This is a genomic window from Pseudomonas baltica (assembly GCF_014235765.1).
In the GTDB taxonomy this organism is placed as follows: Bacteria; Pseudomonadota; Gammaproteobacteria; order Pseudomonadales; family Pseudomonadaceae; genus Aquipseudomonas; species Aquipseudomonas baltica.
In genome coordinates this window covers 109,531-131,283 of sequence record NZ_JACMYH010000006.1, presented here as the reverse complement: position 1 = coordinate 131,283, position 21,753 = coordinate 109,531, and the positions used below count along the sequence as shown (strand labels likewise).

Annotated in this window: 18 protein-coding genes and 1 pseudogene; 6 read left to right on the top strand and 13 right to left on the bottom strand. The window is 61.7% G+C overall.

What is annotated here, in order from left to right:
• Positions 1–799: 799 nt before the first annotated feature.
• Together H7993_RS17905 and glyA are read left to right on the top strand one after the other, a co-directional pair.
• Positions 800–3,415, top strand: a pseudogene (locus tag H7993_RS17905) (sensor domain-containing protein); the annotation flags it as partial.
• Positions 3,416–3,654: 239 nt separating this feature from the next.
• Positions 3,655–4,908, top strand: a complete 1,254-nt coding sequence (glyA, locus tag H7993_RS17900) for a serine hydroxymethyltransferase (protein WP_185795202.1) — start codon at positions 3,655–3,657, stop codon at positions 4,906–4,908.
• 161 nt (positions 4,909–5,069) lie between these two features.
• Here glyA and yjiA read toward each other — a convergent pair whose 3' ends face one another.
• The 3 genes from yjiA to H7993_RS17885 form a co-directional block, all read right to left on the bottom strand.
• Positions 5,070–6,029 (bottom strand): GTPase, encoded by a 960-nt coding sequence (gene yjiA, locus H7993_RS17895; protein WP_244647088.1) that lies wholly within the window; start codon positions 6,027–6,029, stop codon positions 5,070–5,072.
• Between the two features lie 146 nt (positions 6,030–6,175).
• The gene (locus H7993_RS17890) at positions 6,176–6,373 is read right to left on the bottom strand and encodes a YbdD/YjiX family protein (protein WP_122475360.1); all 198 of its coding nucleotides are present in this window, start codon (positions 6,371–6,373) and stop codon (positions 6,176–6,178) included.
• An 18-nt stretch (positions 6,374–6,391) separates the two neighbouring features.
• Positions 6,392–8,458: a carbon starvation CstA family protein gene (locus H7993_RS17885; protein WP_122475362.1), complete on the bottom strand. Its 2,067-nt coding sequence runs from the start codon at positions 8,456–8,458 to the stop codon at positions 6,392–6,394.
• Positions 8,459–8,630: 172 nt separating this feature from the next.
• Between H7993_RS17885 and H7993_RS17880 the strand changes: the two genes are divergently transcribed.
• Entirely contained in the window at positions 8,631–9,092 is a 462-nt protein-coding gene (locus H7993_RS17880; protein WP_185795200.1) for a methyltransferase family protein, read from the top strand.
• A gap of 40 nt (positions 9,093–9,132) precedes the next feature.
• Complete coding sequence (locus H7993_RS17875) at positions 9,133–9,501, top strand: PilZ domain-containing protein (RefSeq protein ID WP_122475366.1); 369 nt, start codon at positions 9,133–9,135, stop codon at positions 9,499–9,501.
• Between the two features lie 51 nt (positions 9,502–9,552).
• Here the strand turns inward: H7993_RS17875 and H7993_RS17870 are convergent, their stop codons facing one another.
• The 3 genes from H7993_RS17870 to radA all read right to left on the bottom strand — a co-directional run bounded on the left by H7993_RS17870 (position 9,553) and on the right by radA (position 13,112).
• Positions 9,553–10,245, bottom strand: a complete 693-nt coding sequence (locus tag H7993_RS17870) for an HAD-IA family hydrolase (RefSeq protein WP_185795199.1) — start codon at positions 10,243–10,245, stop codon at positions 9,553–9,555.
• 112 nt (positions 10,246–10,357) lie between these two features.
• Complete coding sequence (locus tag H7993_RS17865) at positions 10,358–11,593, bottom strand: M20/M25/M40 family metallo-hydrolase (protein ID WP_185795198.1); 1,236 nt, start codon at positions 11,591–11,593, stop codon at positions 10,358–10,360.
• Positions 11,594–11,744: 151 nt separating this feature from the next.
• Complete coding sequence (radA, locus tag H7993_RS17860) at positions 11,745–13,112, bottom strand: DNA repair protein RadA (RefSeq protein ID WP_122475371.1); 1,368 nt, start codon at positions 13,110–13,112, stop codon at positions 11,745–11,747.
• 211 nt (positions 13,113–13,323) lie between these two features.
• Between radA and mscL the strand changes: the two genes are divergently transcribed.
• Positions 13,324–13,776 carry a large-conductance mechanosensitive channel protein MscL gene (mscL, locus tag H7993_RS17855; RefSeq protein ID WP_122475373.1) on the top strand — a complete coding sequence of 151 codons (453 nt, stop codon included), beginning with the start codon at positions 13,324–13,326 and terminating at the stop codon, positions 13,774–13,776.
• A gap of 227 nt (positions 13,777–14,003) precedes the next feature.
• Here the strand turns inward: mscL and H7993_RS17850 are convergent, their stop codons facing one another.
• Positions 14,004–14,780, bottom strand: coding sequence for a ferredoxin--NADP reductase (locus H7993_RS17850; protein ID WP_122475374.1), 777 nt, complete (start codon positions 14,778–14,780; stop codon positions 14,004–14,006).
• A 298-nt stretch (positions 14,781–15,078) separates the two neighbouring features.
• Between H7993_RS17850 and H7993_RS17845 the strand changes: the two genes are divergently transcribed.
• Complete coding sequence (locus H7993_RS17845; RefSeq protein ID WP_185795197.1) at positions 15,079–16,203, top strand: methyltransferase; 1,125 nt, start codon at positions 15,079–15,081, stop codon at positions 16,201–16,203.
• 96 nt (positions 16,204–16,299) lie between these two features.
• Here the strand turns inward: H7993_RS17845 and H7993_RS17840 are convergent, their stop codons facing one another.
• From H7993_RS17840 to H7993_RS17815, 6 genes are all read right to left on the bottom strand, one after another.
• Positions 16,300–16,461: a DUF2474 domain-containing protein gene (locus H7993_RS17840; RefSeq protein WP_082223659.1), complete on the bottom strand. Its 162-nt coding sequence runs from the start codon at positions 16,459–16,461 to the stop codon at positions 16,300–16,302.
• 50 nt (positions 16,462–16,511) lie between these two features.
• Positions 16,512–17,519, bottom strand: a complete 1,008-nt coding sequence (gene cydB, locus H7993_RS17835) for a cytochrome d ubiquinol oxidase subunit II (protein WP_122475377.1) — start codon at positions 17,517–17,519, stop codon at positions 16,512–16,514.
• 2 nt (positions 17,520–17,521) lie between these two features.
• The gene (locus H7993_RS17830; protein WP_122475379.1) at positions 17,522–18,958 is read right to left on the bottom strand and encodes a cytochrome ubiquinol oxidase subunit I; all 1,437 of its coding nucleotides are present in this window, start codon (positions 18,956–18,958) and stop codon (positions 17,522–17,524) included.
• A 328-nt stretch (positions 18,959–19,286) separates the two neighbouring features.
• Positions 19,287–19,820: a C39 family peptidase gene (locus tag H7993_RS17825; protein WP_244647087.1), complete on the bottom strand. Its 534-nt coding sequence runs from the start codon at positions 19,818–19,820 to the stop codon at positions 19,287–19,289.
• A 98-nt stretch (positions 19,821–19,918) separates the two neighbouring features.
• Complete coding sequence (locus tag H7993_RS17820) at positions 19,919–21,175, bottom strand: transporter (protein ID WP_185795195.1); 1,257 nt, start codon at positions 21,173–21,175, stop codon at positions 19,919–19,921.
• Positions 21,176–21,236: 61 nt separating this feature from the next.
• On the bottom strand, positions 21,237–21,734 hold the full coding sequence (locus H7993_RS17815) for a hypothetical protein (protein WP_185795194.1): 498 nt from the start codon (positions 21,732–21,734) through the stop codon (positions 21,237–21,239).
• Positions 21,735–21,753: the final 19 nt, after the last annotated feature.

Genomic DNA, 21,753 nt, shown 5'->3' with positions numbered 1-21,753 from the left:
GCGCCCGCCTGTCCAAGGGTCAGGTACGCCGCTGCACGGTTCGTTGAAAGGCGCGCTGGCATTCGTGGTTTTGATGTTGCTGATGCTGTTGTTCTGGCAGCTGCTCGACCAGTTCCAGCGCACCCAGGCCGACCAGCGCCAGCACAGCATCGACTACAGCGCGGACCTGGCCGATCACGTCAATCTGAACATGGCGCTCAATGCGCAGATCGCGCTGAACCAGTTGCTCACGACTCAACCCTTCCCCAGCGCGCGGGAACGGGCCGAAACGCTCACTCGCGTCCGCCGCTCGGTGCCGGAACTGCAAAGCCTGGCCTGGCTCAGCGGCGATGCCCGAGTCATCGCCGACACCCTACCGGACGCCACTGACGCGCCGTTCATTGCCCTGCTGACAGGTCGCCTGGATGGCGACAGCCACTACTACACCAACAACACAGCCGCAGACCTGGTCTATCTGCTGATCCGCCAGCCCGGCGAAAACACCAATGGCTATTGGCTGCTGCGCATGAGCCCGATCGTCATCAGCCGCCTCATCCACCAGGTCGAGCGCGAGGAGAACCCCAGCTGGGTCCTGGAAAATCACGCGAACAAGCACATCATCGGCCGCGCCGGCCGAGCCCCACTCACTGCCTCGGAACTGAGCGCCACCGAGCTTGAGCAGAGTGTACTGGTAACCCCGCTGAGCCATAGCGACTGGCAACTGCGCAGCCTGTTCGACGCCAGACAGGCGCGCCTGGCGCTCTTGCCGCCGCTGGTGGGCAAATGCCTGCTGGGCCTTCTGGTGTCGCTGGTGCCATTGCTCGCGCTGCTGGGCATGCGCCGCCGCCAGCGCGAGCTCAACGAAGAGCGTCGCCGCTATCAGGACATCTTCGAAGGCGCCGGAGTGGCGCTGTGCGTGCTCGACCTGTCGGGCGTCCTGGCGTTCTTCGAGCGGGTCGGGCTCAACGGGCACACCGACTCTGCACAGTGGCTGCAGGACAACCCGACCAAGCGCCTCGACCTGCTGCAGGCACTGCGCATCACCGAAGTGAACCAGGTTGCCTTGCGGGTGCTGCAGGTGGACACCGGCGAACAGGCGTGGCGCAAGCTCATCGAAGGCGGCTCGGCCACCGGCATCGGCCACCGTCTGATCGCTGCGCTGCTGGAGCGCCAACAGCAATTGGAACTGGAAATCCGCCTGGTCAACCAGCAAGGCCAGGATCAGTACCTGTGGCTGACCGTGCGCTTTCCCGAGCATGCCGAGGACTACCGCGCGGTGATTCTCAGCATCACCGACATCACCAGCCACAGGACGGCGAGCGAATCGCTGCGCCAGAGCGAAAAGCGCCACCGCATGCTCGCCGAGAGCATCAGCGACGTGATCTTCTCGACCAACAACCGTTTGGAACTGAACTACGTCAGCCCTTCGGTGCAGAGCGTGCTGGGCTACGAGGCAGACTGGGTGTTGGAGCACGGTTGGCAGGGCATGCTGGCCAATCCCGCACAGATGACGGGGATCAATGCGCTGCTGACGCAGGTCCGTCGGGCGTTGCATGTGCCGGCCGAGCTGGCTGCCCTGCGCAGCGATCTCAAGACCCAGGTCTTCATGTTCGACTGCATGCGCAACGATGGCCGCAAGATTCCCATCGAGCTGCGTCTGGTGTTGATCTGGGATGCGCAAGGGGCTCTGGAAGGCATGCTGGGCGTGGGTCGCGACATCAGCCAGCAGCGCCGCGCGGAGAAGGACCTGCGCATGGCTGCCACGGTGTTCGAACATTCGACGTCGGCGATTCTCATCACCGACCCGGCGGGCTATATCGTCCAGGCCAACGAAGCCTTCAGCCGCGTCAGCGGTTATGCGGTAACCCAGGTGCTGGACCAACTGCCCAACATGCTGACCGTGGATGACCAGCAGGAAGCCCACCTGCGCTATGTGCTCAAGCAACTGCAACTGCGCGGCACCTGGGAAGGCGAGGTCTGGCTCAAGCGGCGCAATGGCGAGCACTACCCGGCCTGGGTCGGCATCACCGCGGTACTCGATGACGAAGGCGATCTGGCCAGCTACGTGTGCTTCTTCAGCGACATCAGCGAGCGCAAGGCCAGCGAACAGCGTATTCATCGCCTGGCCTACTACGATGCCCTGACCCACCTGCCCAACCGCACGCTGTTTCAGGACCGCCTGTACAACGCCCTGCAACAGGCCGAACGCCAGCAGTCGTGGGTGGTGCTGATGTTCCTCGACCTTGACCGCTTCAAGCCGATCAACGATTCGCTCGGCCACGCCGCCGGCGACCGCATGCTCAAGGACATGGCCACGCGCCTGCTGGGTTGCGTCGACGACGATGACACCGTGGCGCGCATGGGCGGCGACGAATTCACCCTGCTGCTGCAACCCCGCGCGACCCGTGAGCTGGCCTTGAACCAGGCCATCCATGTGGCGGAGCAGATTCTCGGCAGCCTGGTCAAACCGTTCGTGCTCGAAGGCCGCGAGTTCTTCGTCACGGCGAGCGTGGGCATTGCCTTGAGCCCTCAGGATGGCGGCGAACTCAGCCAATTGATGAAGAACGCCGACACCGCGATGTACCACGCCAAGGAGCGCGGCAAGAACAATTTCCAGTTCTATCAGGCCGACATGAACGCTACGGCGCTGGAGCGTCTGGAGCTGGAAAGCGACTTGCGCCATGCCCTGGAGCAAGAAGAATTCGTGCTGTACTACCAGCCGCAGTTCAGCGGCGACGGCAAGCGGCTGACCGGTGCCGAGGCGCTGTTGCGCTGGAACCATCCACGGCGCGGCCTGGTGCCGCCTGGCGAGTTCATTCCGGTGCTCGAGGAGCTCGGCCTGGTGGTGGACGTAGGCGATTGGGTGCTGGCCGAGGCGTGTCGTCAGCTCAAGGCCTGGCATCTGGCCAAGGTGCGGGTGCCCAAGGTGTCGGTGAACATCTCCGCGCGGCAGTTCGCCGACGGCCAGCTGGGCAATCGGATTGCCCGAATGCTGGAACGTATCGGCCTGCCACCGGCGTGCCTGGAGCTCGAACTGACCGAGAGCATCCTGATGCGCGAGGTCAACGAAGCCATGGTGATCCTCGATATCTTGAAGAACCTCGGCCTGAGCATCGCCATCGACGATTTCGGTACTGGCTACTCGTCGCTCAACTACCTCAAGCAATTCCCCATCGACGTGCTGAAGATCGACCGCACCTTCGTCGATGGTCTGCCCTCCGGCGAGCAGGATGCGCAGATCGCCCGGGCCATCATTGCCATGGCGCACAGCCTCAATCTGTCGGTGATCGCCGAAGGCGTGGAAACCCACGAGCAGTTGGAGTTTCTGCGCGAGCATGGCTGCGACGAGGTTCAGGGCTACCTGTTCGGCCGGCCGATGCAGGCTCATCGCTTCGAGTCGCAGTTCAGTAACGACGCGCTGTTCCTGTTTCAGTGACCCTCGCTTGTGGGAGCGGTCAGTGGCCGCGAAGGGCGCCCTGCGGTAGATCAGTGGAACCGCGGCGTGGCTTTCGCGGCCAATGACCGCTCCTACGGGGTGCCGGGGTGCCGGGGTGCCGGGGTGCCGGTGGACATGAGGCCCGCTTGTTCACGCAGTGACTGCCTTTCATATGCCAGATAAAAGCCTATGGGGTAGAATGCTCGCCTTTCCCAACATCCCGATCCTTGAGGACCGCCATGTTCAGCCGTAGCCAGACACTCGCCAAGTACGATGCCGATCTCTTTGCCGCCATGGAGCAAGAAGCCCTGCGTCAGGAAGAGCACATCGAGCTGATCGCCTCGGAAAACTACACCAGCCCCGCTGTCATGGAAGCCCAGGGCTCGGTGCTGACCAACAAGTACGCCGAAGGCTATCCAGGCAAGCGTTACTACGGTGGCTGCGAGTACGTCGACGTGGTCGAGCAGCTGGCCATCGATCGCGCCAAGGAACTGTTCGGCGCCGACTACGCCAACGTCCAGCCGCATGCCGGCTCCCAGGCCAACAGCGCGGTGTACCTGGCCCTGCTGCAGGCGGGCGATACCATCCTGGGCATGAGCCTGGCCCACGGCGGTCATCTGACCCACGGCGCCAGCGTTTCTTCGTCGGGCAAGCTGTACAACGCCGTCCAGTACGGTATCGATGCCCAAGGCCTGATCGACTACGACGAAGTCGAGCGCCTGGCCGTCGAGCACAAGCCGAAGATGATCGTGGCCGGTTTCTCCGCCTACTCGCAGATCCTCGACTTCCCACGCTTCCGTGAGATCGCCGACAAGGTCGGTGCCTATCTGTTCGTCGATATGGCCCACGTGGCAGGCCTGGTTGCCGCTGGCGTGTACCCGAACCCGGTGCCGTTCGCCGACGTGGTCACCACCACCACCCACAAGACCCTGCGCGGTCCGCGTGGCGGTTTGATCCTGGCGCGTGGCAACGCCGAGATCGAGAAGAAGCTCAACTCGGCAGTCTTCCCGGGCGCCCAGGGCGGCCCGCTGGAGCACGTCATCGCTGCCAAGGCCGTGTGTTTCAAGGAAGCGCTGCAGCCTGAATTCAAGACCTACCAGCAACAGGTCGTGAAGAACGCCAAGGCCATGGCCAAGGTGTTCATCGACCGTGGTTTCGACGTAGTGTCCGGTGGTACCGAGAACCATCTGTTCCTGCTGTCGCTGATCAAGCAGGACATTTCCGGCAAAGACGCCGATGCCGCGCTGGGCAAGGCATTCATCACCGTCAACAAGAACTCGGTGCCGAATGACCCACGTTCTCCGTTCGTCACCTCGGGCCTGCGCTTCGGTACGCCTGCAGTGACCACTCGCGGTTTCAAGGAAGCCGAGTGCCAGGAGCTGGCCGGCTGGATCTGCGACATTCTGGCCGACCTGAACAACGACGCGGTGATCGATGCCGTGCGCGAAAAGGTCAAGGCCATCTGCGCGAAGCTGCCGGTGTATGCCGACTGATAGCTGTGCCTTGATATGAAAAAGCCCGGCTCATTGAGTCGGGCTTTTTTATGTATCAGGGGCGGCCCTATCGCGGGCAGAGCCCGCCCCCACAGGGATCGTTGTCGTGCTGGAGATCCCTGTGGGAGCGGGCTCTGCCCGCGATAAGGCCGGCACAGGCTTTAGAGGGTTTCGAATCCGGCGCGGATCTTGGCTTCGGGTAGATCATCGGCGATGAACACCATCACGCTTTCGCGTACCTCCCCCTCGGCCCATTCGGTGTCCCAATCGAACCCGTAGAGTTTCAGCACGCCTTGGAACACCAGGCGTCGATCTTCCCCAGCGATATTCAAAACGCCCTTGTAGCGCAGCAGTTGCTTGCCGTGCTCTTCAAGCAGTTCATTCATGAAAGTACTGAGCCGATCGATGTCCAGCGGCTTGTCGGTGCGCAGCACCAGGCTGGCGATGCGGTCGACGCTGGGCCCCTGGTTGACCGGGCGCAACGCCAGCCCTGCATTGAGATTGAAGCCGCGCACATCGAGCAATTCTGCCAGGTCGATACGCCCATGTTCGACCACTCGGATCGGGGCCCGACGGTTGATGCGGGTCAGGCGCTCGCTCAGTTCTTCCAGCACCGTTGCTGGCACCAGATCGGTCTTGCTGATCAACAGGCGATCGGCGAACCCGACCTGCGCCTGGGCGATGGTCTGGGCCAGATGAATGCCGGCATGGGCAGCGTCGACCAAGGTCAGGATGCCATCCAGGATGTAGCGCTCGCGCAGCTCTTCATCGATGAAAAAGGTCTGCGCGACGGGCGCTGGGTCGGCCAGGCCAGTGCACTCGATGACCAGTCGATCGAAGGCGATCTCGCCACTGTCCAGGCGTTCGAGCAACAGGTACAGCGCCTTGGTCAGGTCGGTGTGGATGGTGCAGCAGACGCAGCCGTTGGCCAGCGTCATGATTTGCACCGGCTCGTCGCCCAGCAGCTGGGTGTCGATGCCGGCGTCGCTGAATTCGTTCTCGATCACGGCGATCTTCAAGCCATGTTCGGCCTTGAGCATGTGGCGCAGCAAGGTGGTCTTGCCGGCGCCGAGAAAGCCGCTGAGGATGGTGACGGGAATCGGGGGTGCGGCTTCGGACAAGTTTGTTGGCTCCGGAATCATTTAAATGCAAATGGCCTCTTCGCGGCCACTGACCGCTCCTACAGGGATAATCGATCACTTGTAGGAGCGGCCAGTGGCCGCGAAAGGGCCGTCACTCACGACACATCTCTACGAGATGGCATGCCTCAACAACACTTGGGCCCACCCTTGCCGCCGTACCTGGCCTCCTGGCGTTCGCGGAAGAACGCCTGGTAATCCATCATCGGCTTGTCCGGGTGCTTGGTCTGCATGTGTTCGACATAGTTGTCGTAGTCCGGCATGCCCACCATCAGACGTGCCGCCTGGCCCAGGTATTTTCCCAACTTGCTCAAGTCATTGAACATGGCGGCAGCCCTCGATCATCACGCATTGGGGAACGGCTGGAACGGTGCTTCCTTGTCGGTACGTTCCTTCTTGCCCCAGGCGGCGACGCCGACCTTCAAGGCGAAGAACAGGATGCTGAAGACCACCAGCAGGAACAGTACGGTCAAGGTTGCGTTGGTGTAGGCATTGAAGATCACGTGCTGCATCTGCTCGACGCTCTTGGCCGGTGCAATGACCTGGCCCTGGGCCAACGCGTCGCTGTACTTCTTGGCCAGCGCCAGGAAGCCAACTGCGGGGTTGGCGTCGAACAGCTTGATGAAGCCTGCAGTGGTGGTGCAGATCAGCAGCCACACAGCCGGCAGCATGGTGACCCAGATGTAACGCTGACGCTTCATCTTGATCAGCACGACGGTCGCGAGCATGAGGGCAATACCGGCCAGCATCTGGTTGGAGATGCCGAACAGCGGCCACAGGGTATTGATGCCACCCAGCGGATCGATCACGCCCTGGTACAGCAACCAGCCCCACAGGGTCACGCAACCGGCGGTGGCGATGACGTTGGCGGTCCACGACTCGGTGCGTTTGAGCGCCGGGACGAACGAGCCGAGCAGGTCTTGCAGCATGAAGCGTCCGGCGCGGGTACCGGCGTCCACTGCGGTCAGGATGAACAACGCCTCGAACAGGATTGCGAAGTGGTACCAGAAAGCCATGGTGTTTTCACCCGGCAGCACCGAGTGCAGGATCTGCGCGATACCCACGGCCAGGGTCGGTGCACCGCCGGCACGCGCCAGGATGGTGGTTTCGCCGATGTCATGTGCCACCGCCTGCAGCGCTTCCGGGGTAATGGCAAAGCCCCAGCTGCTGACCGCCGTTGCCACTGCGACCACATCGGTACCGACCACTGCGGCCGGGCTGTTCATGGCGAAGTACACGCCCGGTTCGATGACCGAGGCGGCGACCATGGCCATGATCGCCACGAACGATTCCATCAACATGGCACCGTAGCCGATGTAGCGGGCGTTGGTTTCGTTGTCCAGCAGCTTGGGCGTGGTGCCCGAGGAGATCAGCGCATGGAAACCGGACACCGCGCCGCAGGCGATGGTGATGAACAGGAACGGGAACAGACCGCCCTTCCATACCGGGCCGGTGCCGTCGGTGAACTGGGTCAGCGCAGGCATCTTCAGTTCCGGCATGGTCACCAGAATACCGATGGCCAGGGCGATGATGGTACCGATCTTGAGGAAGGTCGACAGGTAGTCGCGCGGTGCCAGGATCAGCCACACGGGCAGCACGGCTGCGACGAAGCCATAGCCCACCAGCATCCAGGTGATCTGAATGCCGGAGAAGGTGAAGGCCTTGGCCCAGACCGGGTCGGCCGCCACCTGGCCCCCCAGCCAGATCGAGAGCAACAGCAGAAACACGCCGATGATGGAGATTTCACCGATGCGGCCCGGGCGGATGTAGCGCATGTACACGCCCATGAACATGGCGATCGGGATAGTGGCCATGACCGTGAAGATGCCCCACGGGCTTTCGGCAAGTGCCTTGACCACGATCAGCGCCAGCACCGCGAGGATGATGATCATGATCAGGAAGCAACCGAACAGGGCGATGGTGCCGGGGATGCGGCCCATTTCCTCGCGCACCATGTCGCCCAGCGAGCGGCCGTTGCGGCGGGTGGACAGGAACAGCACCATGAAATCCTGCACGGCGCCGGCCAGGACCACGCCTGCAATCAGCCACAGCGTGCCGGGCAGATAGCCCATCTGCGCGGCCAGCACCGGCCCGACCAGAGGGCCAGCACCGGCAATGGCTGCGAAGTGGTGGCCGAAGAGAATGTGCTTGTTGGTCGGTACGTAGTCCAGACCGTCGTTGTTGAGCACCGCGGGCGTGGCCCGGCGCGAGTCCAGCTGCATGACGTGGTTGGCGATGAACAGGCTGTAGTAGCGGTAGGCGACCAGGTAGATGGCCACTGCCGCGACGACGATCCATAACGCATTGATTGCTTCACCGCGGCGAAGTGCAACGACGCCCAGGGCACAGGCACCAATGATCGCCACGATCAGCCACGGAACGTGGCGGAACGCACTGCTATTATTCTTCATATTATTGTTTCCAGCTCAGTGGATGAGTGTCAGCCTTATCGAGTCTAGCGATTTTTTGCTCGATGGCCATCCCCACGTTGGTCTAGAGCGGTGCGGCGCGTGAGGCAGGGACGAATCGGAACACCTGCAGCCGGTGTGGGTCGCACTTAAGGTGTCCAAAGCGAGTTGACCCATGCCCAAGCCACCTGCCCAAGCCGTTCTGCCGCCACCGTTGCTGTATCTGGCGTTCATCGCGGTGGCCATGGCCCTGAGCTATGCGCTGCCCATTGCGTTGCCGGTCAACAGCTGGACCGCCGCCACGGCGGCGGCCTTGATCATCCTCGGCCAGAGCCTCTCCTTCTGGGCCATGCTGCGTTTCAAGCGCCAACACACGGCAACCAGCAATTTCGACGCCCCCCACGAGTTACTGCGCGACGGCCCGTTCGCGCTGTCGCGCAACCCGATCAATCTGGGTGACACCCTTGCCTATGTCGCGCTGTCGTTGCTGATGGGCAGCCTGTGGCCATGGCTGTTGCTGCCGGTGTTGTTGTACCTGATGAACTGGCTGGTGATCAGGCCTGACGAAATCCAGCTGGAAGGGCTGTTTGGCGAGACTTATCGCCAGTATTGTCGACGGGTTCGCCGCTGGCTTTGAGTCACTGCGCTATAGTCCAGCAAAACTGGAGAACCCGATCATGACGCAAACCCATACCGAACGCCGGCGCTTCAAGCGCATCGCCTTCGATGCCAAGACCGAACTGCGCCAAGGCACCGAGCGCTGGCCGGTGAAGCTGCTCGATCTGTCATTGAAGGGGCTGTTGATCGAAAAGCCGTCGCCCTGGCTGGGTGATGCCAGCCAACCCTTCAATGTGGATGTGAAGCTGGGGCCGCAGGAAGATGTGGTGATGGAGGTCAAGCTGGCCCATGACGATCATGGGCAGCTGGGTTTCGTGTGCACCCATATTGGTCTGGAGTCGATCAGCCATCTGCGTCGCTTGATCGAACTCAACCTGGGCGACCCCGAGGAGCTGGAGCGGGAGCTGGGGGCTTTGTTGGAGGTTTGAGGACGGCGGCGAGACCTTCGCGGCCGATGACCGCGCCTACGGCGAGTATTGCTACACCAAGTGGGCCGGCAGCCCCCACTGGGCGGGGTCGAAGCCGAGCAGGCTTTGCAGGCGATCGTCGGCGTGGTGATAGCGTTCTGGCGCCATGGCGGCATCCGGCACGGCCACGGCGAACATGCCGGCAGCCTTGGCGGCGGTGACGCCGAAGGGCGAATCCTCGAACACCAGACAATCCTTGGGCTCCACCCCCAGACGCCTGGCCGCGACCAGGAAAATATCCGGCGCAGGCTTGGCCGCACCCACCTCAGGGTCATCGGCAGTGACAACCGTGTCGAACAGCGCAAACCACTCCTGATGCAGGGTGGTTTTCATCGCAAAGTGCCCGCGAGACGAACTGGTACCTACGGCGATCGGAATGTTGTGCGCCTTCAAATGCCGCACCAGCGCCTCGGCCCCGGCCATGGCCTGCGCGTGGGGAAAGCGCTCGGCCATCAGCGGCGCGCGTGCTTCGATGAATTCAGCGGGCGTCAGCGGCAGGCCCAATGTCTCGACGATATAGGTCGACAGGTCAGTGGCACCCAGGCCGATGGTGTTCTGCTTGATACTCCAGTCGAAGACCTTGCCGTAACGCTCGGCAATCATCTGCGTGACTTCGGTGTAGATGCCTTCGGTGTTCAGCAGCAAGCCATCCATGTCGAAGATGACAGCCTTGACGGGGCCCATGCCCGGCACTGCAGTATTCATAGGGCGCGCTCCATGGTCGGTGAGAGGACCTCAGAGTACGGGGCGTGCCGGGGGTTGAGCAAGTTGGCGTGACAGTGCCGGCGCCTATGCCGGGCGCCGGCACTGCGCCGGATCAAGGTACCGACAGCGTGCGAATCATCGACAAGGTCAGATACAGCCGCGGCGCGATGCTGTCCAGTTCGATGTATTCGTCGTCGGCATGCAACCCCGCCCCAACCACTCCCATGGTTTCCAGCACTGCTGGCTTGTCGCTGCCGGGCACGTAGGCATAGCCGGCATCGGTACCGAAGCGCATGGCGATCGGCTCGATGGATTTGTCGATGGCGGCATAGGCTTTCTGCGCCACGCCGGCCAGTTGTTCAGAACCACTGTTCTTGGCCAGCGGTGGGCGGCCCTTCTCCAGGCGCAGGCTGACTTGAGTGTCGTCGATCAATTGCTTGCGGATCAGACGCTGGCCTTGCGCAAGCACGCGGTCGGTTTCCTCGATGTCCGAGTAGCGCATGTCGGCTTCAGCTGTTGCAAGGGCCGGGATGATGTTGCGCTTCTCGCCTGCCTTGGCCATGGTCCAGTTCACGGTGGTGCCCTTGTCGGGATCGCCCAGGTCCTTGAGCTGGACCAACTGGTGGGCCAGCTCGGTGAGCGCGTTGCGGCCCTCTTCGGGCGCGGAGCCGGCGTGGGACGAGCGCCCTTTGACTTCCAGGACCAAGCCGTTGATACCGTTGGTGGCAGTGGTCACTGCGTCCTTGTTCGGCGGCTCGTAGGAAAAGACGTAGTCGTTCTGGGCAGCCAGTTCGGCGATGATTTTCTTCGAGCCGGCCGAGCCCATTTCCTCGTCCGGGTTGAACAGCACAGTAAGCGTGCCGTAGCCGTCGAAGCCTTGGGCCTTGAGCAATTTCAACGCGTGCAGGATCATCGCCACGCCGCCCTTGGCATCGGCCACGCCAGGGCCATAGGCGCGTGCTTCGTCGGTGCGGAACGGACGCTTGGCCGCAGTGCCGGGCAGGAAGACCGTGTCGTAGTGGACCATGAGCAGGAAGTTCTTGCTGCCGCTGCCCTTGAAGGTGCCGACGATGTTGTCGCCCACCGACGGCGTGGCCGGGTTGGTCTGGACCGTGGCACCCAGCTCCTTGAGGCGCTTGACCAGCAGCGCGCTGACCGTGGCCAGGCCTTTTTCCTGGCCGGTGCCGGTGTCTACCGAGACCAGCTCCTTGACCGTTTCCAGGTAGCTGGGTTGTTCGGCCTGGGCCTGTTTGTAGAGATCGGCGGCAGGCAGTTCGGCGGCCTGCGTCGACAGCGAGAACAGGCAGGCTGCAGCGATTGCGGTGACGCGTGAAGGTCGAACGGGCATAGGTCGGGAGCCTCGGGCGGGTGTGGTTTTTGTAGGCAGGATTGGCCTCTTCGCGGGCAGAGACCCGCTCCCACCATGGAACAGCGGGAGCGTCTACGCCGATAGGGCAAGTCCTGACACCCAACAACCTTAGCCTACTGCGGCGTTCGTGCTACTCGAACAAGGCATCCAGCGCTTGTTCCAGACGCGTCACGGCAATGACCTGCAAGCCTGGCGGCGCTTCCTTGGGCGCATTGGCCTTGGGCACGATGGCGCGCTTGAAGCCATGCTTGGCCGCTTCCTTGAGCCGTTCCTGACCACTGGGAACCGGACGCACCTCGCCGGACAGGCCGACTTCGCCGAACACCAGCAAGTCGTGCGGCAGCGGACGGTTGCGCAGGCTGGACATGATCGCCGCGAGCAACGCCAGGTCGGAAGCGGTTTCCAGCACTTTCACGCCGCCGACCACGTTGAGGAACACGTCCTGATCATGGGTGGGGATGCCGCCGTGTCGATGCAGTACTGCCAACAGCATGGCCAGGCGGTTCTGGTCCAGGCCCAGGGTGACCCGGCGCGGGTTGGACAGGTGGCTGTCGTCGACCAGCGCCTGCACTTCCACCAGCATGGGCCGGGTACCTTCCCACGTGGCCATGACCACACTGCCGGGGACTTCTTCCTGGGCACGAGTGAGAAAGATCGCCGACGGGTTGGAGACTTCTTTCAGGCCCTTGTCGGTCATGCCGAACACGCCCAGCTCGTTGATCGCGCCGAAGCGGTTCTTCACGGCCCGCAACAAGCGCAGGCGGCCATCGGATTCGCCTTCGAAGTACAGCACGGTATCGACCATGTGCTCGAGCACGCGGGGGCCGGCCAGGGCGCCTTCCTTGGTCACGTGGCCAACCAGAAAGATGGCCGTGCCACTCTGTTTGGCGTAACGCACCAGCAGCGCGGCGCTTTCGCGCACCTGCGACACGCCGCCGGGCGCGGACTGCAGGTTTTCGGTGAAGATGGTCTGGATCGAGTCGATCACCATGACCTTGGGCTGCTCGACCTTGGCGGTGGCGATGATGGTTTCGATGCAGGTCTCGGTCATGACCTTGAGTTTGTCCTGGGGCAGGCCCAGGCGTCGCGCGCGCATGGCCACCTGTTGCTGCGATTCTTCGCCGGTGACGTACAGCGCGGGCATGCGCATGGCGATGTTGCACAGGGTCTGCAGCAGGATGGTGGATTTGCCGATGCCGGGGTCGCCGCCGATCAGCACCACCGAGCCGTCGACCAGGCCGCCGCCGAGCACGCGGTCCAGCTCGGCCGATGCAGTCGAAAAGCGCGGGATCTCTTCGATGCTGACTTCGGCCAGGGTCTTGAGTTGGGCCTGCTGCCCTGTCCAGCCGGTGCGGCCACTGGGCGGTGCGGCAGCGCCGCTTTCGATGACGGTCTCCACCAGGGTGTTCCAGGCACCGCACTCGCCGCACTGGCCTGCCCATTTGGGAAACGTGGCACCGCACTCGGTGCAGCCGTACATGCGCTTTGCCTTGGCCATGAAAATTCCTGTTCGAAAAGTGCGTTCATGATAATCGAGCGCGCTGGAATAGTGGGCAAATCAAGCCCTTGCAGCGCTGAAAAGCGTCTAGTCTGTACTTTGACAAAACTTCTAGGGCGCAGTTGGGTCCCTTGCAGCAGGCATGGAAAATGAAGCATCTCGCTGATTTGGAATGCGTTGACCAACCTCATCTGTAATAAGGAATAACCTCATGAGCGTGCTAAGTGAATTCAAGGCCTTTGCGGTCAAAGGCAATGTAGTCGACATGGCCGTTGGTATTATCATCGGTGCAGCGTTCGGCAAGATCGTTTCATCCTTCGTTGGCGATGTGATCATGCCGCCGCTTGGGTTGCTGATCGGGGGCGTGGATTTCAGCGACCTGGCCATTACCCTGCGCGCCGCGGTTGGCGATGCGCCAGCGGTGGTGCTGGCCTATGGCAAGTTCATCCAGACGGTCATCGACTTCATCATTGTGGCGTTCGCCATCTTCATGGGCGTGAAGGCCATCAACCGCCTGCGCCACCAGGAAGAAAAGAAGCCAGCAGCGCCGGCTGCGCCTACCAAGGAAGAACTGCTGCTGGGCGAAATCCGTGACCTGCTCAAGGAGCAGAACGGCAAGGGCACCGTGGTCACCACTGCGCCGACGCCCGGGCCGCAGATCTGATACCGCGGTGCGCCGTTCGCGGCCGATGACCGCTCCTACGGGTGGGCCGGGGTGGGCACTGATCCACTGTAGGAGCGGTCTGTGGCCGCGAAAGGTTGATGCGGTGAGCCAGGTACAACGCGGTGAGCCCTTCGCGGCCGATGACCGCTCCTACGGATGAAAGCTGCTGCAGGGGCGGTCATCGGCCGCGAAGCGTTGATGCGGTGGGTCAGGTGGTGGGGCGATTGCTACCAGTAGTTTTCGACCGCGACCTGGCCGGGACGGCGGCTGAGGCTGAGGTTCATGGCGCGGCCTTTGAGCAGTTGCCGGGTGTCGTCGATCATCTGCGGGTTGCCGCAGATCATCACCCGTGAATGCTCGGGGGTCAGTTCCAGCCCTGCGGCCCTTTCCAGTTCGCCGCTTTGAATCAGGTCGGTAATGCGCCCGTGCAAGGTGCCAGGCACCCTTTCCCGGGTCACGATCGGGATAAATTGCAGCTTGCCGGCGAACTCGGCCAAATAGTCGCGCTGTTCAAGCCCGGCGATCAGCTCACGATAGGCCAGCTCCTGGCCCTGTCTGGCGCTGTACACCAGCTTGATCCGCTCGAATTTTTCCCACACGGGAAAATCCTGCAGGATCGAAACGAAGGGCGCCACGCCGGTGCCGGTTGCCAGCATCCACAGGTCGCGACCGTCGACGAAGCGGTCCAGGGTAAGGAACCCGGTGGCCATCTTTTCCACCAGCAGTTCGTCCCCTGCGCGGAGCCGGCTCAATTCGCTGGTGAACTCGCCACCCGGTACGACGATGGAGAAGAACTCGAGAAACTCGTCGTGGGGCGACGACACCATCGAATAGGCGCGCCACACCACGGTGCCGTCGGCCTTGGTCACACCCAGACGAGCGAACTGACCGGCGACGAAGCGGAAACCGGCATCGCGGGTTGTGCGCAGGGTGAACAGGCTGGGGGTCAGCGGCTGGACCTCGATGAGGGTCTGGCGAGTGAATTTTTCTGCGCTGGCGGTCATGAGGCGCTCCGTTGTTCAAGTGCCGGCATTTTCCCGCAAACCGCTGAAGATAAACACCGCTGGTTTGTGTGGCGACCGGAGAGCCATCTGCCCGCGGAGGTCGTACCGCAGTGAGTCTGATGTTGCGCGGTGAGTCCTTCGCGGGTAGAACCCGCTCCCACAGGGTGCAGTTGCAGGGTGAAACCTGCTTGCGCAGGTATGGCTGCGGCGCGGCTTCCGCGGCCGATGACCGCTTCTACAGGCTCCGCGTGCGATCGGGTAGAATCGCGGCTTTATTGCCGCTTTCGTGCCCTTCGCCATGCCTGTACTGACCTCGCCTTTCGCTGAACTCGATCTGATCCGCCAGCCCGATCAACCCAACGAACCGTTGCAGGCGTTCGATGCGGCGGACGAGTATTTGCTGGCCTACATGGCCGAGCACGCGCTGCCAGCCCAGGCCCGCGTGCTGATTCTCAACGACAGCTTCGGTGCTCTGGCCATCAGTCTGCAGAGCGTCGTGCAGGTGGTCAGCAGCGGCGATTCGTTTCTGGGCGCGCTAGGGCTGGAAAAGAACCTCACGCGCAACGGCCTGCCATTCGACAGCGTCGAGCTCATCCCGGCCAGCACCGATGTGCAAGGTCCGTTCGACCGTGTGCTGGTGCGCGTGCCCAAGACCCTCGCGCTGCTCGAAGAACAACTCATCCGCCTGCACGGCCACCTGAAGCCTGGCGCCGAGGTGGTGGCCGCCGGCATGGTCAAGCACCTGCCTCACGCCGCCGGCGAGCTGCTGGAAAAATACATCGGCACGATGCGACCCTCACTGGCCCTCAAGAAGGCCAGGCTGTTGATCGCCGCCCATGAAGACAAACCCGCACAAGCATCGCCCTACCCTACCCGCTATGCGCTGGACGAACCTGCGCTGACGCTGCTCAACCACGCCAACGTGTTCTGCCGCGAGGGCCTGGACATCGGCACTCGCGCATTCCTCCCCCACCTGCCGCGCAACCTGGGCTCGGCGCGGGTGGCCGACCTGGGCTGCGGCAACGGCGTGCTGGCCATCGCCAGCGCCCTGGCCAACCCGGAGGCGCACTACACGCTGGTCGATGAATCGTTCATGGCCGTGCAATCGGCGCGGGAGAACTGGCAAGCAGCCCTGGGTGCCCGTGAGGTCGAGGTCCGTGCCGGTGACGGACTTGCTGGCCAGGCGCCGCAGTCGCTGGACGTGGTGTTGTGCAACCCGCCGTTCCACCAGCAGCAAGTGGTGGGCGATTTCCTGGCGTGGCGGATGTTCCAGCAAGCGCGCGAAGCCTTGGTTGCCGGGGGCGACCTGTACATCGTCGGCAACCGCCACCTGGGCTATCACAGCAAGTTGGCGCGGCTGTTCCGGGCCGTAGAACAGGTGGCGTCCACGCCCAAGTTCGTGGTGCTGCGCGCCCGCAAGTAAGCGCACTGGCCAGGCGCGCAGTTGCCCTCAGGCAAAAAAAAGCCCTCCGCAAGGAGGGCTGTAAAATGAGCACTGCCAGGGCAGCACTGATGGGATTCAATGGGATTTCATCCCCGCCGCCGTCATGAACAGGCGGATCAACATGGCAAACAAGCCCAGCGCGACGACGCTGCCGGCATAGATCACCACCAGCCAGCCCAGGCGTTTCCACAAGGGCTTTTTCTCTTCGCTGTGCGTAACGATCGGTTTCTCGCTCATGCTTCTACTCCTGCCCGACCCAGGCCTTGGCCTGGGCAGCGGCGGTTGGACTAGTGGTAGCCGTCTTCGTGGGTAACCTTGCCGCGGAACACGTAGTAGCTCCAGAAGGTGTAAACCAGGATGATCGGAATGATGAACAGCGTGCCCACCAGGATGAACCCCTGGCTCTGAGGCGGCGACGACGCGTCCCAGATCGAGATCGACGGCGGAATGATGTTCGGCCACAGGCTGATGCCCAGCCCGCTGTAGCCCAGGAACACCAGCAGCAGGGTCAGCAGGAACGGCGTGTAGTGCGCGTTGCGTTTCACCGAGCGCAGCAGGCCGACGACCGTGGCCAGCACCAGAATCGGCACGGGCAGGAAGTAGAACAGGTTCGGCGTGCTGAACCAGCGCGTGGCGATGTCGTCATGGGCCAGCGGCGTCCAGATGCTGACGATACCGGTCACGATCAGCAGCCCGTAGGTCAGCGGCGGCGCCAGTTTGTGCATGGCCTGCTGCAGGCTGCCTTCGGTTTTCATGATCAACCAGGTGCAACCGAGCAACGCGTAGGCAACGATCAGTGCCAACCCGCAGAACAGGCTGAACGGCGTCAACCAGTCGAAGCCACCACCGGCATAGTTGCGGTCGACCACGGCAATGCCGTCGATGTACGCACCCAGTGCCACGCCCTGGAAGAACGTGGCCGCCAGCGAGCCGCCAATGAACGCCTTGTCCCAGACATGGCGCTTGGCCGCAGTGGCCTTGAAGCGGAACTCGAACGCCACGCCACGAAAGATCAGGCCCATCAGCATCAGGATCAGCGGCAGGTACAGCGCCGACAACACCACCGAGTAGGCCAGCGGGAAGGCGCCGAACAACGCCGCACCGCCCAGGACCAGCCAGGTTTCGTTGCCGTCCCAGACCGGCGCCACGGTATTCATCATGACATCGCGGTCACCTTCGTCCTGCATGAAGGGGAACAGGATGCCGATGCCCAGATCGAAGCCGTCCATGATCACGTACATCATGATGCCGAAGATGATGATCACGGCCCAGATGAACGGAAGGTCGATACCCATGCTTAGTGCCCCTTGCTCAAGGTGTCGGTGTGGCCTTCTTCGGTGCCTTCATGGGCAGCCGAAAGAGGACGTGCAGGCGTGCGCTGGGTACCAGGGCCACCGGTGTTGATCTTGTCTTCGTGCGCCTTCGGACCCTTGCGCACCAGGCGCATCATGTAGCCCAGGCCCACGCCGAACAGCGCGAAATACACCACGACGAACATCACCAGGGTGAAGGTCATCTGGCCGATGCTGTGGTTGGAGGATGCGTCGGCAGTGCGCATCAGGCCGTAGACCACCCACGGCTGACGGCCGATCTCGGTGGTGAACCAGCCCGCCAGTATCGCGATCAGGCCCGATGGCCCCATCCACAGGGTGAGGTAGAGGAACGGGCGGCAGGTGAACAGCGCATCTTTCTTGCGCAGCCACACGCTCCACAGACCGACGAAGATCATCAGCATGCCCAGTCCGGCCATGACGCGGAACGACCAGAAGATGATGGTCGAGTTGGGACGGTCTTCCTTGGCAAACGACTTGAGCGCGGGTACCTGCTTGTCCAGGCTGTGGGTCAGGATCAGGCTGCCCAGGTACGGAATCTCGACGGCGAAACGGGTCTTCTCCGCTTCCATGTCGGGCCAGCCGAACAGGATCAGCGGCGTTGCCTCGTCACCCTTGTTTTCCCAGTGGCCTTCGATCGCGGCGATCTTGGCCGGCTGGTGCTCGAGCGTGTTCAAGCCGTGCATGTCACCCACGAAGGCCTGCACCGGCGCCACGATCAGCGCCATCCACATGGCCATGGAGAACATCCGGCGGATGGCCGGGGTGTTGCGACCGCGCAGCAGGTGCCAGGCCGCCGAGGCGCCGACGAAGAACGCCGTGGCCACGAACGCGGCAATGGACATGTGCACCAGGCGATACGGGAACGAGGGGTTGAAGATGACTGCGAACCAGTCGACCGGGATCACCCGGCCGTCGATGATCGCATGGCCCTGGGGGGTCTGCATCCAGCTGTTGGACGCAAGAATCCAGAACGTGGAAATCAGCGTGCCGATTGCCACCATTATCGTCGAGAAGAAGTGCAGGCCACGGCCCACGCGGTTCCAGCCGAACAGCATGACACCCAGGAAGCCCGCTTCCAGGAAGAACGCAGTGAGCACTTCGTAGGTCAGTAACGGCCCGGTGACGGCACCGGCGAAGTCGGAGAAGCGGCTCCAGTTGGTGCCGAATTGGTAGGCCATCACCAGACCGGACACGACGCCCATGCCGAAGTTGACTGCGAATATCTTCGACCAGAAGTGATACAGATCGCGGTAGGTGTCGTCACGGGTTTTCAGCCACATGCCTTCGAGCACAGCCAGGTAGCTGGCCAGACCGATGGTGATGGCGGGAAACAGAATGTGGAACGAGACCGTAAACGCAAACTGCATTCGGGCGAGATCGATTGCCTCTAAACCGAACATGGGGCTTCCTCTATCAGGTGAACCGGCGCAGGCGGGCGGCCCATGCCAGCGGCCCCTGCGAGGGGAGCGCGGTCTGATGACTTCGTTCTAGTGGAGTCCACGTCGCAGGGATTGTGGCCGTTTGGCCGCCATGCCGCGCCAGACGAGGCGTTGACATGGATGAAGACACCTTCAAAGAGTAGCCTTGTTTGCAGCCTTGGCCTGTGTGGTTTAGTGCCGCACGACCAGATGTCGCACCCGGTTTACTTTCCTCTGGTATGGGGTTTGGAAAGGCTATCTGTACGGCTTTGGTGGATCTGATACCTAGGCGCAAGGTAGTCGTACGGCATCATTGCACTGGGGTTCGTTGCATTGTCCGAACAGTTTCCCGCTCGGATGCAATCAAGCGACGCGATGGCAGCCTTAACCCATGCTCCGATGGCAGTCCGAAATGGTCTCGGCCCAGTGCAAGCGTTTCACCCTGCCATTGTTCGAACAGTTCAAACAGGGGCATACGGATATGTCCCCGTGCGGGATCTGCCACCAAAGCACTACCATTGCTTATACCTTTGAGCACGACAAAATGATTCAGCGTTTTTTGCCTGAGCAGGATGATCACCGGACCTTTCAGCAAGGCCAATGCCTGACGAGGCAACATCACACCTTCGGCCAGATAGCCTAAACGCTGGGCGGTGGTTTTGAGGTCAAGCAAGGAAAATCCTTGAGTGGTTCGCTCCATAGCCTTCTCATTGGTAAGCCTGGCAACCATGTCGGCGAGTACGTCCTGCTCACTCAGGGTCTCGCCGAAATACAAGTTGAGCAGAATGGTCAATGACGCAGCACCACAGGAGTAATCCAGCGTTTGGCGATCGATGTTAGCCATGCGCAATGCGACAAAGGATCTGGGAGCCTGGAATGGCGAAGCGTTCGCCATGATGGTCAACCCAAACATGAACGCCAGGCCAACCGCTAGATGACGCATCAATTGAACTGGCGCTTGAGGTTCAATGACATGGAAGCCGGCCCTGCATCGTCATTTAGCCCAAGCATGATTTGAGGAGAGACCACCCAATCGTCACGAAGCCGGTAGGACAGGTTGAAGGCAAGGTCCGCCGGATCGATATCAGTACCTTTGATGATTTGTCTATCTGCCTTCAAGTTGGCGCTGTAGCTATATGAGAATCTCGCCCCTATGGACAGCTTCTCATTCAGTGCAAAACCTGCACCCAAGTAACTCCGCAACGCCCAGCCCGGCTTCACGGCATAGCCGTCTATGGTGCTCTTAAAGAAGTGCTGATAGCTGAGACCGCCAAACAAAATGGCAGGGTCTGTGCTGCGCACCCACGCAATGCCTGGCGCTACGTTCCAGTGTCCCGAGCCGTTGTTCAACGGGTCCTTCCATCTGTTGGCTGCGTCGTTGTAGCGTTTTCGGCCGGTGGGGGCGCCGATGTCGAACGTGAACGAGAGAGCTGGATGTGCGGAGGTTTCGTCCAGCCACTGATACTGGACTCCAAAGCCTATGTCCGCGAGGTCCCACGCGCCGGTGGTACTTACATACTCATTGGAAGAGACATCTTCGACGCTCGTATAAGTGAAGGGCACTGCAAGATGCCCTTCCAACCGGTCGAAAAGCCCTGCGCGAAGCGTAGGTTCGAACTGGATGACGCGTGCACTGTAGGAGGATTTCTGGAAATAGCCAACGTCAAACAGATTGTGTTGCCGGCGGCTTTGCTTGTAAACAAGCCCCATATCGAACTCATACTCACCCGGCCCGAGCAATACCGTAGAGCCCACCAGGAAATCCAGCGGCGGTTGTTCGGTACGTTCGCCGTATTCGGCGGGAACATCCTCGGCTTCGGGATTCCGCTCTTCGACGAAGCTGCGAGTCAGTGCTTGTATTTCGGTCATCCTGACCTCGACCTCACCGAAGGTCGTGGATGTGAGCAAGGTCAACGTTGCGCCATTACTCATCAAGCGCCCCGAGGCTAGTTCGCCATTCTTGAATCGCACTTCATAATCATGGTCGGTTTGCAATGACGCAATGTCCGGACCCGGAATATTCAACCCCGTGCCGTAGGAAGCGCTGAAAACGCAGACGTCGCCCTCATAGCTGATCAACCTGCCTGAGAGGCTGTCGCCATTCTTCAGGTGGACAGTATCAGCCATTGCAACAGGAGCGGTAGATAACAGAATGCTGACACTCGCGGCAAAGTGCGTGAGTGAAGACGGGATAGACATTGGCGTCCTTGCGGTTATCGAAAAAAGTAGGCGCAGCACGTATCAAGGCTGCGCTTATGGGTCACCAGCGGAATGTGGAGATGGGCCGTGACCATTGACTGGCGCGGAAGCCATAGTTGCGCGGCGCCTTGGTCTCGCGATCCAGAGCCTGGTAGTGATGCTCGATTTCGCGGGCATTGGCACGATTCCAGGCGTTCATACGGCTAGTTGAATCGGCCAGCCAGACATCGCCTGCAACAAGCTCCAGCGTCCCGCCATCTCGATACCACTTATATTCATGCGGGCTATAAGCGAATCCTTGATATTGATAGGCTCGATAATCAGACTGACTACCGCGCTTTTTCCATGTGACCTGATGAGTTTTGATACCTTGGGTGACACTGGGTCGGGCGTATCCAGTGATGCGGGCCGTACCTTTTATTAGCGCCATTTGTCCATCGTCAAGTGTGCGCACTTCCATACCCGCGCCGCGCAGTGCTTCAACCATGGGAACCGCAGCATAACTGCCCACTGACGCCGCGACCAACATTACGCCTATCGAAAGGGCTTTCCATTGCATGGACAAATTTCTGTACTCC